Raw genomic sequence first — 15,555 nt, 5'->3', positions numbered from 1 at the left:
TTGTATGCTCTTTCGTTAGTCTGTCTTATTGAAGAACTTGCACACTAGAAATGAACAAGAAATTTATTATTCTTGTTCATTTCTAGTGTGGAATCAGGGAAATATAATGATTCATGTTGTTATTTAAGAATTAAGTTGCTAATGTTTTAGAATTATTCACTTTTTTAGTTTCGTATGTTGTATAGTTATATAGCTTTTACTTGTAATATAAAATATATTTATAAGTTCTTGAAATTAGTGGGTGCCTAAGAGTACATAGTTATTTCTACAAAATCAGTCATCTCGAATAGATGGGGTAGGGATTAAAAAGAAAAGTGATTACATGTGAAATGGTCTATTGAGTTATGTAAATCAAAAAATATAAAACCAATATAGTTTTGTTGAAAAAGGCTATGGATAAATCACCAAAAATACTCGCTTTAAAATTAAGCAAGGCATTTTGCATTTTGCTTTGATTGTGCTAACATCACAATGTAACTAGTAATGCAGATATATTGGGGGATTAATGTTGACTACTACGGATTTAAATAAAATAGAGCAAGCGGTTAAAATGATTCTTGAAGCAGTTGGAGAAGATCCAAATCGTGAAGGGCTTTTAGATACACCAAAGCGTGTTGCAAAAATGTATCAAGAAATGTTCTCAGGACTGCATGAAGATCCAAAAAAATATTTTGAAACAGTTTTCCATGAAGGTCATGATGAAGTTGTACTTGTTAAGGATATCCCGTTCTTTTCAATGTGCGAACATCACTTAGTACCGTTTTATGGTAAGGCGCATATTGCATACATACCAAAAGATGGCGTTGTAGCAGGTTTGAGTAAATTAGCAAGAACTGTGGAAACAGTATCGCATCGTCCACAATTACAAGAACGTATTACTGCAACAATTGCTGATACATTGATGGAAATGCTAAATCCACAAGGTGTTTATGTAGTGGTAGAAGCAGAGCATATGTGTATGACTATGCGTGGAATTAAAAAGCCTGGAGCAAAGACGATCACATCTGTGGCAAAAGGGATTTTTGAAGAAGAAGACGTAAAACGTTCAGAAATACTATCATTCATTCAAATGTCTTAAAATACACCTTTATTTGTGATATGATGAACAAAGGAAAAAATGTAGTAAGGAGAATGTTGATATGTCTCAGACTGACTATATAGTAATCCGTGCAGAAGAAGATGGCGTTCACGTAATCGGCTTAACACGCGGAACAGATACAAAATTTCATCACTCAGAAAAGTTAGATAGCGGTGAAATTATGATTGCACAATTTACAGAGCATACATCAGCTATGAAAATTCGTGGTAAAGCAGAAATTCATACAGCCTATGGCATTGTAAAAAGTGAAGCAAAAAAATAATTAATAAACCTAAATTTCAAAAAATAGTATGGCACGAAATTTATATAAATGTTTGAAAAGTATATGACAACAGGAAATGAACTGAAATGGAGAAAAGTTTATGAATGCAGCTATCATTGACAACAAAATACAAGACCTACAAACCAATATTTTAATGCAATTGCATCATAGAACACTCCTCAAATATACAGGACAGCCCATTGTTGAAAATGAGACTTTGTTTTATCTATTATTGCCATTTATGAATGGTGAAATATGGACAAGTGAGCAAGATGAAGTAGCCACTACAATTGGTATCATTCACACTGCACTTCATGCACATGACCAAATTGATGAGGTAGACGCTACATCGAAGGACCAACAACTAACCGTTTTAGCTGGAGACTATTATAGTGGCATGTATTATCAAGTATTGTCTAAAATACCTAATATCGCTTTAATTCGCTCATTATCGGATGGCATCGTTGACATTAGTGAAAAGAAGACAGCTATCTATGAACCAGCTATTCGACCTATAGAAGATTGGTTGCATATATTAACCGTCATCGAAGCGAAGTCTATTGAACAATTTATGAAACATTATCATTTCGACCAATATATACCACTTATGCAGCAAGGTTTACTATTAAATAGACTAGCTTATGAATTGCGAAACTTACAGCAAACACATATGCAAACACGCATAGTGGCCGCTATTGAGAAAAGTGAGCAATTTACTTCTACGAAGAGATCAGCAGAGATAATTTTAGAAGAATTAGTATCAGAGCTTTCATCTACATTTACTCGAAGTATTTCAACTTCTCCATTTCTTCAAGATGAAGTGAAAACGCTCATTGTAAATCGCATGGCACCTTTTGCATGTGAACATCAAACGACGAGAGAAGGTTGAAAACAGTGTCGCAATCTAAAGAAGAACGCGTACATGAAGTGTTTGAGAATATCTCTGATAGCTACGACAAAATGAACTCTGTCATCAGCTTTCAATTACACAAAAAATGGCGCAAAGATACGATGAATCGTATGCAAGTTAAACCAGGTTCTAAAGCTTTAGACGTATGCTGTGGTACGGCAGACTGGACGATTACTATGGCAGAAGCTACTGGAGAGACTGGACAAGTTACTGGTCTTGATTTTAGTCAAAACATGTTAAATGTGGGCATAGAGAAAACGAAGTCTTATCCTCAAATCAATCTTTTGCAAGGGAATGCCATGGAGTTACCTTTCCCAGATAATTCATTTGATTATGTAACAATTGGTTTTGGGCTTCGCAATGTACCTGATTATATGCAAGTGTTAAGTGAGATAAAACGTGTATTAAAGCCAGGTGGTATGGCAGTTTGTTTAGAAACATCACAGTCAGAAATACCTGGATATCGTCAGTTATTTAGATTCTATTTCAAATTTATAATGCCGATTTTTGGCAAACTATTTGCTAAGAGTTATAAAGAATATTCATGGTTACAAGAATCTGCGGATGATTTCCCAGGTATGAAGCAATTGAAAAAAATGTTTGAGCAAGTAGGCTTTGAACATGTGAAATATAAAGCATACAGTGGTGGAGCTGCTGCTATGCATATGGGCTACAAAAAAGAAAACTAGGTGGGAGAAGGTTTATTCACGTGGAAAAGATGAAGTTAAAACTACTCTATTCTGATTTAAAATCAGATATAGAGATCATCGAAAAAGAATTAGAAACAGCGTTGAATTCGTCTTCTCACTTCTTGAATGATGCTTCTCTTCACTTGTTAAAAGCTGGAGGGAAAAGAATTCGTCCCGTTTTCGTTTTACTTGCGGCTAAATTTGGTAAGTATGATATTGAAGTGATAAAAAAAGTAGCAGTGTCATTGGAATTGATTCACATGGCTTCACTCGTTCATGATGATGTGATTGATGATTCGGAAATGAGAAGAGGAAGACCTACAGTTAAATCTCAATGGAATAACAGAGTGGCAATGTACACTGGCGACTTTATTTTTGCACGAGCATTGCAATATATTACTGATATTGATAATCCAAAAGCGCATGAAATTCTATCAGAAACGATGGTTGAAATTTGTGTTGGAGAAGTTATCCAAATTGAAGATAAAATGCAACTCGATCAAAATATGCGTGACTATTTTAGAAGAATTAAACGTAAAACAGCATTACTTATCGCGTCTAGTTGTCATTTAGGTGCTGTAGTAGCTGGTGCAGACGAACAAGTGGCAAGTCGTTTAAAACGGTTCGGTTATTTTGTCGGCATGTCTTTCCAGATTATCGACGATATTCTTGATTTGACATCAACAGACAAACAGCTCGGAAAACCCGCAGGTAGTGATTTACTTCAGGGAAATATTACTTTGCCGGTATTGTTAGTGAAAGATGATCCTGCTATACGTCCTCTCATTGAAAAGGCATTGGCTGGTAAGATGACCGAAGATGAAAGACAAGAATTTCTTGGCAAGATTCGTCAATCAGAAGCGATTAAGAAGTCGAAGAAGATAAGTGACATTTATTTGCAAAAAGCATTGCAAGAAGTTGAAGCTCTTCCACAAAATTCGATTAAAAAGTCTTTGCGTGATATCGCATTATATATGGGTAAGCGCAAATTTTAATACTATATGTTGAACTATCTGTCGTACAATGATAATATTTTACGGTAGGTATAAAACCTGTAAACACATTTAAGGAGTTGTATTTTAACAATGGCTATTCAAAAAACATTTTTAATGGTTAAACCTGATGGCGTTAAACGTCAATTAGTAGGTGAAATCGTAGATCGTTTCGAACGTAAAGGTTTCGAACTTAAAGGCGCTAAATTAATGCAAATTACTGAAGAGCTTGCAAAAAAACACTACGCAGAACATGCTGAACGTCCATTCTTCGGTGAATTAGTAGAATTCATCACTTCTGGTCCTGTATTTGCTATGGTATGGGAAGGCGAAAACGTAATCTCTGTAGCACGTTTAATGATGGGCGCTACAAACCCTGCTGAATCAGCACCAGGAACAATCCGTGGAGATTACTCTACTACTGTTTCTCACAACGTTATTCACGGTTCAGATTCTTTAGCTGCAGCTGAACGTGAAATTGGTTTATTCTTTAACGAAAACGAATAAGTAAATTCGTATTTTCAAAGCTGTTCGCAATTTTTGCGGGCAGCTTTTTTATTGTTTCTGTCATTATAGAATGATTCAAATAGTTTTGGGTAAATTGTCAAACAAGTCTGCATTTCTACTATTTAAGAAATCACTTATATCCGATATAATAGACATAGGTTGAAAGAGAGGGAAGATACGCTTATGACAGATTACGAACAATTTGTAGAAAGTATAAAGAGAAAAACTAGTATCGACCTAGCTTTATACAAAGAGGCTCAAATGAAAAGACGGTTAACATCTTTGTATGAAAAAAAGGGTTATAAAAGCTTCATCGATTTTTTTAATGGATTAGACAATGATCGTGCACTATTGGATGAATTTTTGGATCGTATGACTATAAATGTTTCCGAATTCTATCGTAACGGAAAAAGATGGGAAGTTCTTCAAAACAAAATATTCCCTCGTCTATTACAGCAAAATAAAAAATTGAAAATCTGGAGTGCCGCTTGTTCTACAGGTGAGGAGCCGTATTCTTTAGCGATGACATTATCAAATCACGTGCCATTATCCCAAATCTCTATTACAGCAACTGATTTAGACGAAAATGCCATTGCAAAAGCAAAAGCAGGTATTTACCCTGAGCGTTCTTTAGCAGAAGTACCAAAAGATATAAAAGAAAAGTATTTTGATAATGATGGCTCTTTTTATAAGGTGAAAAACGAAATAAAAAAAACAGTCACATTTAAAAAACATAACCTATTAAAAGATACATATGAACATAATTATGATTTAATCGTTTGCCGTAATGTGATGATATATTTCACTGAAGAAGCAAAAGATCAAATTTACGATAACTTTAGTAAATCACTTCGTTCAGGTGGAATATTATTTGTCGGTTCTACGGAACAAATTTTTAATCCATCAAGATATCAATTAGATATTGAAGATACATTCTTTTATAGAAAGATGTAATTTAAGTTTGTTATATAGGTAAATGAAAAAACGCTTTTCGCTGAACGCGAAAGGCGATTTTTTCTAGAAAAATGGATAATCTAAATTTATAGGAGTTTGCAAAAGTTCGGTTTATACACTGTTTTTTGGATAAAAATATGTTATAGTAAAAAACAAATACTTTAGCGAGTTGAAGGGAGAAAGTGTTATGCGTTATTTAACAGCAGGAGAGTCACATGGTCCGCAATTAACAACAATCATTGAAGGGTTACCTTCTCAATTGCCAATTACGGCTGAGTTAATTAATAAAGAATTAAAAAGACGCCAAGGAGGACATGGTCGAGGTCGCCGCATGCAAATTGAAACAGATACTGTGGAAATCTTATCAGGCGTACGTCATGCGAGTACTTTAGGCTCTCCAGTAGCACTTGTTGTTACAAATGATGATTGGAAGCACTGGACGAAAATCATGGGGCCAGAACCATTAGCAGAAGATATTAACCCAGAGGACATTAAACGTCAAATTTCGCGTCCACGTCCAGGTCATGCTGATTTAGTAGGTGGCATGAAATATGGTCATCGTGATTTACGTAATGTATTAGAACGTTCTTCAGCTCGTGAAACAACTGTTCGAGTAGCAGTTGGTGCTGTGGCAAAAGCATTATTAACAGAACTAGGAATTTCAATCGTTTCGCATGTTACTGAAATCGGTGGGATTATTGCAAATCCTGAATCAACATCTGGAAAATCAGTTGCCGAAATCCGTGCAATAATCGAAGAAGACGCATGCTATTGTGCAGATGCAGGAGCATCTCTTAAGATGGTTGAAGCAATTGATGAGGCTAAAAAAGCGGGCGATTCAATTGGTGGAGTTGTAGAAGTAATCGTAGAAGGTCTACCAGCTGGTATCGGATCATACGTACATTATGATCGTAAGTTAGATGCAAAATTAGCATCTGCCATGTTAAGTATTAATGCATTTAAAGGAGTAGAGTTCGGTCTAGGGTTTGAGATGGCTCATCGCAAGGGAAGCGAAGTGCATGATGAAATTACTTGGTCAGAGGAAAATGGTTATACTAGGAGTTCAAATCGCTTAGGTGGCTTAGAAGGTGGTATGACTACAGGTATGCCTATAGTTGTCCGTGGTGTTATGAAACCAATCCCTACTTTATATAAACCACTTCAAAGTGTCGATATTGAAACGAAAGAGCCATTTAAAGCAAGTGTTGAGCGTTCTGATAGTTGTGCAGTTCCAGCGGCTTCTGTTGTTGCAGAGCATGTTATTGCCTGGGAAATAGCGAACGCAGTGATGGAGCATTTCCACAGTGACCAATTACCACAACTAAAGGAACAGCTTGCAGCGCATAAACAATATACGAAGGAGTTCTAACAATGAATATTCCGGTTAAAGCGAAGTCCCATGCGTATGAAGTGCAAATAGGTGCAAATTGTTTAACAGAAGCAGTTAAATCATTCGATGGTCAACTCTCTAAAGCTGATAAAATTATTGTCTTTACAGATGAACAAGTATGGCAATTACACAGTGATCGCTTTACAGCGGAATTTCCATACCCATTTGAAGTAAATGTATTAGCAGAAGGAGAGGCTTGTAAAACATTTGAGAGCTTCTTTGCAGCGCAATCTTTCTTATTGGAACAAAAGTGCACCAGAAAAACATTTATTTTCGCATTTGGCGGAGGTGCAGTTGGGGATTTAACTGGGTTTGTTGCATCTACATTTATGCGTGGTATCCCATTTGTTCAAATTCCTACGACGATTTTAGCTCATGATAGTGCAGTTGGTGGTAAAACAGCTATAAACCATCCATTAGGAAAGAATATGATTGGGACATTTTATCAGCCACAAGGAGTGTTATATGACATTGCATATTTAACAACACTACCAGAAAGAGAAGTACGTTCAGGGATGGCGGAAGTGATAAAACATGCACTTATTTCAGATGAAAAATGGTTAGAAGAATTAATGGCTACAAACTCTATCTTGCATTTCAGTCAAGCTGAACTTGCTAAACACTTAGAGAAGGGTATTCGTGTAAAAGCAGGTATTGTTGCAGAAGATGAAGAAGAACATTCTATTCGTAAGTTTTTAAACTTTGGACATACTTACGGACATGCGATAGAGGCAGCCTCGGGTTTTGGTAAATTAGCACATGGTGAGGCAGTTATGATAGGGATGGTCTATGCGCTTATTTTAGGTGAGCGTTATGGAGAAATCTCTGCAACATTTACACGTTCCTTTACCGAATTTGCATTCCGCAATGGATACTCATTCAATGCAGTCAAACATTTTACGTTTGAACAACTACTAGATTATTTAATGAAAGATAAGAAAGCTGAATACGGAGTCTTACAGTTTGTCCTATTAAAGAAAATTGGTGAGCCGTTTGTACAGCAAATTTCAATAGAAGAATGTCAAGAAATCGATGGTCTTCTTCGTGTATTAATAGAGGAGGTGCTCGCATGATTCGTGGAGTACGTGGGGCCATTACGGTTCAGTCTGATCAGACGGAAAATGTTTTAGCAGAGACAGAAAAATTAATAAGAGAAATCGTGAGGGCGAATAATATTGTTGCAGAGGATGTTGCGTCAGTTGTCATTTCTACTACACCTGATATTACCTCAGCATTCCCAGCAAAAGCTGTACGTACTATGGAAGGCTGGAGCTATGTGCCCGTTATGTGTATGCACGAGATGAATGTTCCTAATGCATTGCCACTATGTATTCGAGTACTTATGCACGTGAATACGGAAATAAGTCAGCAAGCGATTCGTCACATTTATTTAAATGAAGCAGTTAAATTAAGACCCGATTTAGCAATGTAATCTACTACTAAGGAAGAGGCGAACGTTAGATGAAATGGAAAGAACAAATTACAGGTATGAAAGCTTATCAGCCTGGAAAATCAATCGATACAGTGAAAAAAGAATTTGGTTTAGACGAAATCTTTAAATTAGCATCCAATGAAAATCCATTCGGTAGCTCACCAAAAGTACGAGAATTTTTAGCGAAAGAATCATTTAACTTCGCATTATATCCTGATGGTTATGCAACGAACTTACGTGCAGCGGTGGCTGCTAAATTAGGCGTAGAAGAAAATGAATTAATCTTTGGTAACGGATCAGATGAATTAATCAGTATAATTACACGGGCATTCTTATATCCAGGTGTTAATACTGTTATGGCAAAACCAACATTTTCGCAATATGGCCATAATGCACAAATCGAAGGTGCTGAAGTTCGTGAAATATCTTTGATAAATGGTAATCATGATTTAGATGCAATGCTTGAAGCTATTGATGAAAATACAGCAGTTGTTTGGGTATGTAGCCCGAATAATCCAACGGGTGTTGTAGTAGAAGATGCGCCATTACAAGCATTTTTGAAGAAGGTTCCGTCTGATGTGTTGGTTGTGATAGATGAAGCATATTTTGAGTATGTAACAAATGCTTCACATAAAGATACAATCCCGTATATTCAAGACTACCCAAATATCATTATTTTAAGAACGTTCTCTAAAGCTTACGGCCTCGCAGCTTTCCGTGTAGGTTATGGCATTGCCAATAAAGAGTTAATTGCAAAATTAGATCCAGTTCGTGGACCATTTAATAATACAGTGTTAAGCCAAGCAATTGCGCAAGTAGCATTAGAAGATGATGCTTTTATCGAGAAATGTCGCGAGGAAAACAATAAAGGTAAAAAACAAATCGAAGAATTTTGTGAAAAAAATAATCTACACTACTATACAACTGACACAAACTTCATCCTAATGGAAGTAAAAGCTAATAGCGATGTGATTTACCAAGAGTTAATGAAACGAGGCTTCGTTATCCGTAGTGGTAATGCGCTAGGCACACCGGGATATATCCGTGTAACTATTGGTACCCAAGGTCAAAACGAAGGTTTCTTAACACAATTAGAAGCGGTTTTACAGGAGCAAGGAGTTTTTTCATGAAACAAACCGTTCTAGTTGTAGGGCTTGGCCTAATTGGAGGATCGATTGCATTAGCTCTGCAGAAATCACCAAATGTACGAGTGGTAGGGTTTGATTCCAATCTAGACACGTTACAAAGCGCAAAAATTTTAGGTGTAGTCCAAGAAGTGACGAAAAACCCAGAGGAAACAGCGAAAAAAGTAGATGTTATTATTTTTGCAACACCTGTAAATGCAACATTAGAATGGATGGAGTCCATTAAATCTTGGGGACTTCCAACTTCTACAATTGTGACAGATACAGGTAGTACTAAGTCTTTGATTATGGAAAAAGCTTATGAGCTTCGCGAAAACGGCATTACTTTTATCGGAGGCCATCCAATGGCAGGTTCACATAAAAGTGGTGTATTAGCGGCTAAGCCTTATCTTTTTGAAAATGCGTATTATATGCTCACAACTTTAGAGGGTGAGGATGAAGAGAAAGTTAATAACCTGCAGAATTTACTACAATATACCAGCGCGAAATTAATGCGAGTTTCAGCTATTGAACATGATCATATGACATCAGTAGTAAGTCATTTTCCGCATATTGTGGCAGCATCTTTAGTGCATCAATTGCATGCTGAAGGAGCTGATAACCCTGTAACAAAAATGTTAGCAGCAGGGGGCTTTCGAGATTTGACACGGATTGCGTCTTCTAATCCTATATTATGGCGCGACATAACGATACAAAATCGCCAACAAATTGCTAGTCAATTGGCTGAGTGGCAAGCTGAAATGAAACGTGTTGAGGATCTTTTAATAGCAGGAGAAGCAACTCAGATTGAGAATTATTTTGCAAAAGCTAAAACGATACGTGATGAGTTGCCGATTAGTTCGCAGGGTGCAATGTACATGACTTATGATTTATATGTAGATGTACCTGATTATCCTGGTAGTATTGCTGAAATTACAGCTTTTCTTGCTGAAGAACAAATTAGTATCACGAATATTCGTATCGTGGAGACGCGAGAAGATGTCTTCGGTATTTTAGTTGTTAGTTTCCAAAATGCAGATGATCGAGAACGTGCTGCTGCTTGTATACAAAAGCGCAGTCCATACGAAATTTATATTTCATAAAGGGTAGGTGAATAGAATGGTGAAGAGTAATTCTTTAGATTACAATAAGCCAACATTACGTGGGAAGATAACAGTTCCAGGTGATAAATCAGTATCTCATCGTTCTATTATGTTCGGCGGAATTGCAAAAGGGCGCACTACGGTAAGTGGTTTTTTACTGGGTGATGATTGTTTAAATACAATTTCTTGTTTCCGCAAATTAGGAGTACAGATTGAACTGGATGGTACAAACGTTGTTATCGAAAGTAATGGCATGGCTACTTGGCAGGAACCAACTGATATACTGTATACCGGGAATTCTGGTACGACAACACGCTTAATGCTCGGTTTGCTAGCAGGCTCTACAGTCCATACAGTTTTAAATGGAGACGAGTCCATTGCTAAGCGCCCGATGAAACGTGTCATAAATCCATTGCGAGAAATGGGTTCTAAAATAACAGGGCGTATGGATGGCCAATTTACGCCTCTTGCGATTCAAGGTACGAAGTTAAAGGCGATTGACTATACAATGCCAGTAGCAAGTGCACAAGTGAAGTCGGCAATTCTATTAGCAGGTATTAATGCCGAAGGTACGACAATTATCCGCGAGAAGGAAGTTTCCCGTGACCATACAGAGCGTATGCTTCGACAATTTGGCGCGGAAATAACGTCTGAAGATGGAATTGTCTCACTACAAGGTGGTCAACAATTGACTGCTACTCATATAGAGGTACCTGGAGATATATCATCTGCAGCATTTTTCCTTGTTGCTGGTGCCATCTCAAAAAATAGTGAAATAACGTTAGAAAACGTTGGTTTGAATCCAACACGTACTGGTATTATTGATGTCTTACAGGAAATGAATGCTAAAATGTCGATTGAAATCAATGATGATTCGGCTGCAGAGCCGGTTGGAACTATCACCATTTACACATCTGAATTACAAGGAACGACAATCGGTGGAGACGTTATTCCTCGACTCATCGATGAAATACCGATTATTGCATTATTAGCAACACAGGCTACTGGACAAACCGTTATTAAAGATGCTGAAGAGCTGAAGGTAAAAGAAACAGACCGTATTACAGCGGTTGTGGATGAATTGAAAAAGCTTGGTGCAGATATAGTAGCGACAGATGACGGTATGATTATTAACGGACCAACACCGTTAACAGGTAGTACTATTCGAACGTATGGAGATCACCGTATTGGCATGATGGGAGCAATTGCTGCACTTATTACTGAAGGTGCAATCGAGCTAGATGATCCTGACTGTATTGCTGTCTCTTACCCAACATTCTTTGAAGATGTACAAGCTATTAGCAACCGAATAGATTAAAAGCGAAAACTCTCCACTAAATAGGAGGGTTTTTCCTTGTACATAAAGAATTTGTCATGTAGCATAATGATTGAAATTAATGAGAATAGGTGAAGCATTTGGATATTCAAAACAAAATGATAGAAGTAATTGAGCAAGGAAATCTAGAAGGTATACAAGATTTAATGGAACAGCTTAAAATTCAAGCCGACCCAAATGTACAATATGAGATTGCAGAGCTATTAGTGAACTATGGCTTTTTAGCTGAAGCAGACCAATTATTTGAGCATTTACAATTTTTGTTCCCTGAAGAGACACAATTAAAAATTGATCGAGCTGTATTGCTAATGGATATTGGAAACGAGGACGAGGCATTAGAAATGTTTATGTCTGTACGTCCGGATGAACCTGAATATCCACAAGTTTTATTAGCATTGGCGGATTATTATCAAATGCAAGGACTATACGAGGTCGCTGAGCAACGTATTAACGAGGCGTTAGAATTATTGCCTACAGAACCTTTATTGCGTTTTGCGAAAGCAGAGCTTCTTTTAGAGCTAGGTCGTTTAGCAGAAGCGGCACGTCTTTATGGTGAGCTATACGAGGAACAAGAAGAGATTGCAGGGATCCGTTTAGTCGAACGTCTTGCAGAAGTACATCGTACGGGTGCAGCATTTGAAGAGGCTTTAACATATTATTTGAAAGCCCTTGAATATCATGTTGCTCCTGATTTATTATTTGGAGCAGCTTATTCGGCATTTCAAACACAAATGTATGAAACCGCAATTAAACATTTAGAAGAGTTAAAAGAAGTAGACCCAGATTATTTTGCGGCTTATTTATTATTAGCAGAGAGTTATGCAATGCAAGAAGAAAATAAAAAAGCTTTAGAAATAATCCAAGAGGGCATTAAACGTGATGAATATGATAAAGAATTATATTTATTTGCCGGTAAGATGGCTTTAAAAAACAGTCTGCCAAAAGAGGCTGAACAATACTTACGTGAAGCGGTTGCGCTTGATGGTGAATATATGGAAGCTATTTTAACGCTCGTTTCACTGTTGGCACAAGATGAACGTGATGAAGAGGTGGTTGAATTAATCGAAACATTACGTAATGATGATTTTGACTGGTCTACATTATCTGCTTTTGCTGCACAATCTTATGACCGCCTAGAAGATTATAATCGTGCATACGAATTTTATACTTTGGCATATAATGACCATAAGGAAGATCCAGCATTTTTAGAAAAGTACGCGTATTTCTTAATCGAGGATGGCAAACGTGGGGAAGCCCACGAAGTCGTAAAACGATTAGTAGCACTACAACCTGATGAGCCGACTTGGTTGGATCTCTTACAAACTTTTGAGTGAGAGGGGGAATCGGTATGACCGCTTCCGTTTCTGTGATGGATAAAAAGGTTTTCGTACATTGGTTTTTAAAACGTTATCAATTAAAGCGACGTGAATGTGTATGGATTTTAAATTATTTACTTGGCCATGATGAATTACTAGAGCATGTCCACTTTGTTGAGGAAGCACATTATTGTCCACGAGCAATGGTCATGTCAACGACTGAATCATCTGGTATTCCATTTCGATTTTATAAAGGAAATATTATGACAGCAGACGCAGAGAAATCTTTCCACGATCTGAGGATGCACCCAGACGAAGAAATGTATATTCAACTTAACTTTCCTAAATTACCACCAAGTAGCGAATACTTAGCGGTTCTTGAAGAGAACCCTCATATGCCGAAGTATTTGCACATTAGTGAAAAGGATCGCATGTTAGCAGAGGAAATATTAAACGATAGCATGAAGTCTTTTAGGGAAGAAACAATTTTAAAGCAAATAGATGAAGCGTTAGATAATAATGATAAAGAGAAGTTTTATGAATTATCTGCATTACTTAATGTCTTAAAAAATGTGAATGAATGAAAAAACTTCATCGTTTAGATGAAGTTTTTTCTCGGGGGGAAATAAAAATGTTTTGGATTGGCAAAGATGTAGAAGTATTCTCAGCACAAAAGGAATTTATAGATACAGCTATCGTTCCATTAGCAGTTATTGATGGTTCGCCAACAGGAATGAAGCAAAGCGCATCGGCTGCAGAGTTTTTAATGTCGTTAACAGGTTTTGTTGAACAGCAATTTAAAGGACGAGTTATGGTAATGCCACCATTTACGTATACAAATAGCATGTTAAAGAAAGACTATATTCAATCAATAGACCAAGAATTAAAATTGGCAGGTTTTAAATATATCTTTTATATGACATCAGATCATAGTTGGACAAGGGAAGTGCCTGAGCTATCTGTATTGTGGCTACCATCTATACCACTTGGTGATATGGATCAATCAGTAAAACAGTCAGTACTAAGTGATCAAATTCGACAAGTTGTCCCAATGCTATCAGCTAAATGGGCTGAGCTGTAATTTTCTTTCATGAAATGTTCACAAATCATGACAAAAGTGTCGAATGCGTTATTGACCTTCCATTTTGATTGATATATCATAGATATGTCCTAGTATTACTATTTTGTATAAGTTTGTCCGTTGGACTTACCTTTAAAGTTAGAGGGGGGAAAAGTATGAGTAACAATCGTGTAACAAGACGTCAATTTCTAAACTACACATTAACAGGTGTTGGTGGCTTCATGGCTGCTGGAATGTTAATGCCAATGGTTCGTTTTGCAGTTGATCCGGTATTACAGAAAAAAGCCGGTGGAGATTTTATACCAACAAAACAAAAAGTCTCTGAGTTATCAAAAACACCTGTAAAAGTTGACTTCACGTTTGAACAAGTTGACGCTTGGTACAAATCTGATGTTACAAATACAGCGTGGGTTTACAAAGAAGGCGACGAAATTATCGCACTTTCACCTGTATGTAAGCATTTAGGCTGTACTGTAAACTGGGAAGGTGACCCAGCACACAAAAACCAATTCTTCTGCCCTTGTCACGCTGGCCGATATGAGAAAAATGGTGATAACATCAAAGGTACACCACCTCTTGGGCCGTTAGATGAGTACGAAGTAAAAGAAAAAGACGGTCTGTTAATGATCGGTAAAACAAGACCAAATACGTTAGTTAAATAGTAAGGGGGTACGACACAAGTGCTAAATAAAATCTATGATTGGGTAGATGAACGCTTAGATATCACACCAATTTGGCGCGATATAGCTGACCATGAAGTTCCAGAGCACGTTAACCCTGCACATCATTTTTCTGCATTCGTATATTGTTTCGGGGGCTTAACGTTCTTCGTTACGGTTATTCAAATCCTTTCAGGTATGTTCTTAACTATGTACTATGTTCCGGATATTGAAAATGCATGGAAATCTGTTTACTACCTTCAAAATGAAGTAGCATTCGGTGAAATTGTGCGTGGTATGCATCACTGGGGAGCTTCACTCGTAATTGTCATGATGTTCCTTCATACATTACGTGTATTCTTCACAGGTTCATACAAAAAACCACGTGAACTTAACTGGATCGTTGGGGTTCTAATTTTCGCAGTAATGTTAGGTCTTGGCTTTACAGGTTACTTACTTCCGTGGGATATGAAAGCTTTATTCGCAACAAAAGTAGGTATTCAAATCGCTGCTTCAGTACCATTTATTGGTGAAGCAATTAAAGTATTACTTGCCGGAGATTCTACAATCCTCGGTGCACAAACATTAACAAGATTCTTTGCGATTCATGTATTCTTCTTACCAGCTGCTTTGCTTGGGTTGCTTGCAGCACACTTTGTAATGATTCGCAGACAAGGTATTTCAGGTCCATTGTAATTTTA

The 15,555-nt window shown here is 37.1% G+C and carries 18 protein-coding genes; all 18 read left to right on the top strand.

Annotation, left to right across the window (positions count from 1 at the left end):
- The first annotated feature begins 505 nt into the window (after nt 1-505).
- The 18 genes from folE to qcrB all read left to right on the top strand — a co-directional run bounded on the left by folE (nt 506) and on the right by qcrB (nt 15,550).
- Nucleotides 506-1,078, top strand: coding sequence for a GTP cyclohydrolase I FolE (folE, locus tag ACZLO7_RS16315; RefSeq protein ID WP_464940650.1), 573 nt, complete (start codon nt 506-508; stop codon nt 1,076-1,078).
- A gap of 61 nt (nt 1,079-1,139) precedes the next feature.
- Nucleotides 1,140-1,361 (top strand): trp RNA-binding attenuation protein MtrB, encoded by a 222-nt coding sequence (gene mtrB, locus ACZLO7_RS16310; protein ID WP_427748522.1) that lies wholly within the window; start codon nt 1,140-1,142, stop codon nt 1,359-1,361.
- Nucleotides 1,362-1,461: 100 nt separating this feature from the next.
- Nucleotides 1,462-2,250 carry a heptaprenyl diphosphate synthase component 1 gene (locus ACZLO7_RS16305; protein WP_464940649.1) on the top strand — a complete coding sequence of 263 codons (789 nt, stop codon included), beginning with the start codon at nt 1,462-1,464 and terminating at the stop codon, nt 2,248-2,250.
- 5 nt (nt 2,251-2,255) lie between these two features.
- The gene (locus tag ACZLO7_RS16300) at nt 2,256-2,960 is read left to right on the top strand and encodes a demethylmenaquinone methyltransferase (RefSeq protein WP_464940648.1); all 705 of its coding nucleotides are present in this window, start codon (nt 2,256-2,258) and stop codon (nt 2,958-2,960) included.
- A gap of 20 nt (nt 2,961-2,980) precedes the next feature.
- Nucleotides 2,981-3,955, top strand: a complete 975-nt coding sequence (gene hepT / locus ACZLO7_RS16295; RefSeq protein ID WP_464940647.1) for a heptaprenyl diphosphate synthase component II — start codon at nt 2,981-2,983, stop codon at nt 3,953-3,955.
- Nucleotides 3,956-4,045: 90 nt separating this feature from the next.
- Nucleotides 4,046-4,459, top strand: a complete 414-nt coding sequence (gene ndk / locus ACZLO7_RS16290) for a nucleoside-diphosphate kinase (protein ID WP_464940646.1) — start codon at nt 4,046-4,048, stop codon at nt 4,457-4,459.
- Between the two features lie 183 nt (nt 4,460-4,642).
- Nucleotides 4,643-5,413, top strand: coding sequence for a CheR family methyltransferase (locus ACZLO7_RS16285; RefSeq protein WP_464940645.1), 771 nt, complete (start codon nt 4,643-4,645; stop codon nt 5,411-5,413).
- A gap of 187 nt (nt 5,414-5,600) precedes the next feature.
- The gene (gene aroC / locus ACZLO7_RS16280; RefSeq protein ID WP_464940644.1) at nt 5,601-6,782 is read left to right on the top strand and encodes a chorismate synthase; all 1,182 of its coding nucleotides are present in this window, start codon (nt 5,601-5,603) and stop codon (nt 6,780-6,782) included.
- A 2-nt stretch (nt 6,783-6,784) separates the two neighbouring features.
- A complete protein-coding gene (gene aroB / locus ACZLO7_RS16275) occupies nt 6,785-7,876 on the top strand; it encodes a 3-dehydroquinate synthase (protein ID WP_464940643.1) in 1,092 nt (363 codons plus the stop codon).
- Entirely contained in the window at nt 7,873-8,235 is a 363-nt protein-coding gene (gene aroH, locus ACZLO7_RS16270; RefSeq protein ID WP_464940642.1) for a chorismate mutase, read from the top strand. Before aroB ends, aroH begins: the two co-directional genes overlap by 4 nt.
- Nucleotides 8,236-8,264: 29 nt before the next feature.
- On the top strand, nt 8,265-9,365 hold the full coding sequence (hisC, locus tag ACZLO7_RS16265) for a histidinol-phosphate transaminase (RefSeq protein ID WP_464940641.1): 1,101 nt from the start codon (nt 8,265-8,267) through the stop codon (nt 9,363-9,365).
- The gene (locus ACZLO7_RS16260) at nt 9,362-10,462 is read left to right on the top strand and encodes a prephenate dehydrogenase (protein ID WP_464940640.1); all 1,101 of its coding nucleotides are present in this window, start codon (nt 9,362-9,364) and stop codon (nt 10,460-10,462) included. Before hisC ends, ACZLO7_RS16260 begins: the two co-directional genes overlap by 4 nt.
- Before the next feature lie 16 nt (nt 10,463-10,478).
- Nucleotides 10,479-11,780, top strand: a complete 1,302-nt coding sequence (gene aroA / locus ACZLO7_RS16255; protein WP_464940639.1) for a 3-phosphoshikimate 1-carboxyvinyltransferase — start codon at nt 10,479-10,481, stop codon at nt 11,778-11,780.
- Nucleotides 11,781-11,896: 116 nt separating this feature from the next.
- Nucleotides 11,897-13,132 carry a tetratricopeptide repeat protein gene (locus tag ACZLO7_RS16250; protein WP_464940682.1) on the top strand — a complete coding sequence of 412 codons (1,236 nt, stop codon included), beginning with the start codon at nt 11,897-11,899 and terminating at the stop codon, nt 13,130-13,132.
- A 14-nt stretch (nt 13,133-13,146) separates the two neighbouring features.
- A complete protein-coding gene (locus ACZLO7_RS16245; RefSeq protein ID WP_464940638.1) occupies nt 13,147-13,698 on the top strand; it encodes a ReoY family proteolytic degradation factor in 552 nt (183 codons plus the stop codon).
- A gap of 47 nt (nt 13,699-13,745) precedes the next feature.
- Nucleotides 13,746-14,195, top strand: coding sequence for a YpiF family protein (locus tag ACZLO7_RS16240; protein WP_464940637.1), 450 nt, complete (start codon nt 13,746-13,748; stop codon nt 14,193-14,195).
- A 155-nt stretch (nt 14,196-14,350) separates the two neighbouring features.
- A complete protein-coding gene (locus ACZLO7_RS16235) occupies nt 14,351-14,857 on the top strand; it encodes a QcrA and Rieske domain-containing protein (protein ID WP_464940636.1) in 507 nt (168 codons plus the stop codon).
- An 18-nt stretch (nt 14,858-14,875) separates the two neighbouring features.
- The gene (gene qcrB, locus ACZLO7_RS16230; RefSeq protein ID WP_427748505.1) at nt 14,876-15,550 is read left to right on the top strand and encodes a menaquinol-cytochrome c reductase cytochrome b subunit; all 675 of its coding nucleotides are present in this window, start codon (nt 14,876-14,878) and stop codon (nt 15,548-15,550) included.
- The last annotated feature ends 5 nt before the right edge of the window (nt 15,551-15,555 follow it).

It is taken from the genome of Viridibacillus sp. d25.2 (assembly GCF_055456015.2).
Note: the sequence above shows the minus strand (reverse complement) of the source record. Positions and strands in the feature narration are given on the sequence as shown.

Bases quoted from the DNA above. Each gene is read 5' to 3' on its own strand.
- folE (WP_464940650.1), top strand. From the start codon at position 506: ATGTTGACTACTACGGATTTAAATAAAATAGAGCAAGCGGTTAAAATG.
- mtrB (WP_427748522.1), top strand. From the start codon at position 1,140: ATGTCTCAGACTGACTATATAGTAATCCGTGCAGAAGAAGATGGCGTT.
- ACZLO7_RS16305 (WP_464940649.1), top strand. From the start codon at position 1,462: ATGAATGCAGCTATCATTGACAACAAAATACAAGACCTACAAACCAAT.
- ndk (WP_464940646.1), top strand. From the start codon at position 4,046: ATGGCTATTCAAAAAACATTTTTAATGGTTAAACCTGATGGCGTTAAA.
- ACZLO7_RS16285 (WP_464940645.1), top strand. From the start codon at position 4,643: ATGACAGATTACGAACAATTTGTAGAAAGTATAAAGAGAAAAACTAGT.
- aroC (WP_464940644.1), top strand. From the start codon at position 5,601: ATGCGTTATTTAACAGCAGGAGAGTCACATGGTCCGCAATTAACAACA.
- aroB (WP_464940643.1), top strand. From the start codon at position 6,785: ATGAATATTCCGGTTAAAGCGAAGTCCCATGCGTATGAAGTGCAAATA.
- aroH (WP_464940642.1), top strand. From the start codon at position 7,873: ATGATTCGTGGAGTACGTGGGGCCATTACGGTTCAGTCTGATCAGACG.
- hisC (WP_464940641.1), top strand. From the start codon at position 8,265: ATGAAATGGAAAGAACAAATTACAGGTATGAAAGCTTATCAGCCTGGA.
- ACZLO7_RS16260 (WP_464940640.1), top strand. From the start codon at position 9,362: ATGAAACAAACCGTTCTAGTTGTAGGGCTTGGCCTAATTGGAGGATCG.
- aroA (WP_464940639.1), top strand. From the start codon at position 10,479: ATGGTGAAGAGTAATTCTTTAGATTACAATAAGCCAACATTACGTGGG.
- ACZLO7_RS16250 (WP_464940682.1), top strand. From the start codon at position 11,897: ATGATAGAAGTAATTGAGCAAGGAAATCTAGAAGGTATACAAGATTTA.
- ACZLO7_RS16245 (WP_464940638.1), top strand. From the start codon at position 13,147: ATGACCGCTTCCGTTTCTGTGATGGATAAAAAGGTTTTCGTACATTGG.
- ACZLO7_RS16240 (WP_464940637.1), top strand. From the start codon at position 13,746: ATGTTTTGGATTGGCAAAGATGTAGAAGTATTCTCAGCACAAAAGGAA.
- ACZLO7_RS16235 (WP_464940636.1), top strand. From the start codon at position 14,351: ATGAGTAACAATCGTGTAACAAGACGTCAATTTCTAAACTACACATTA.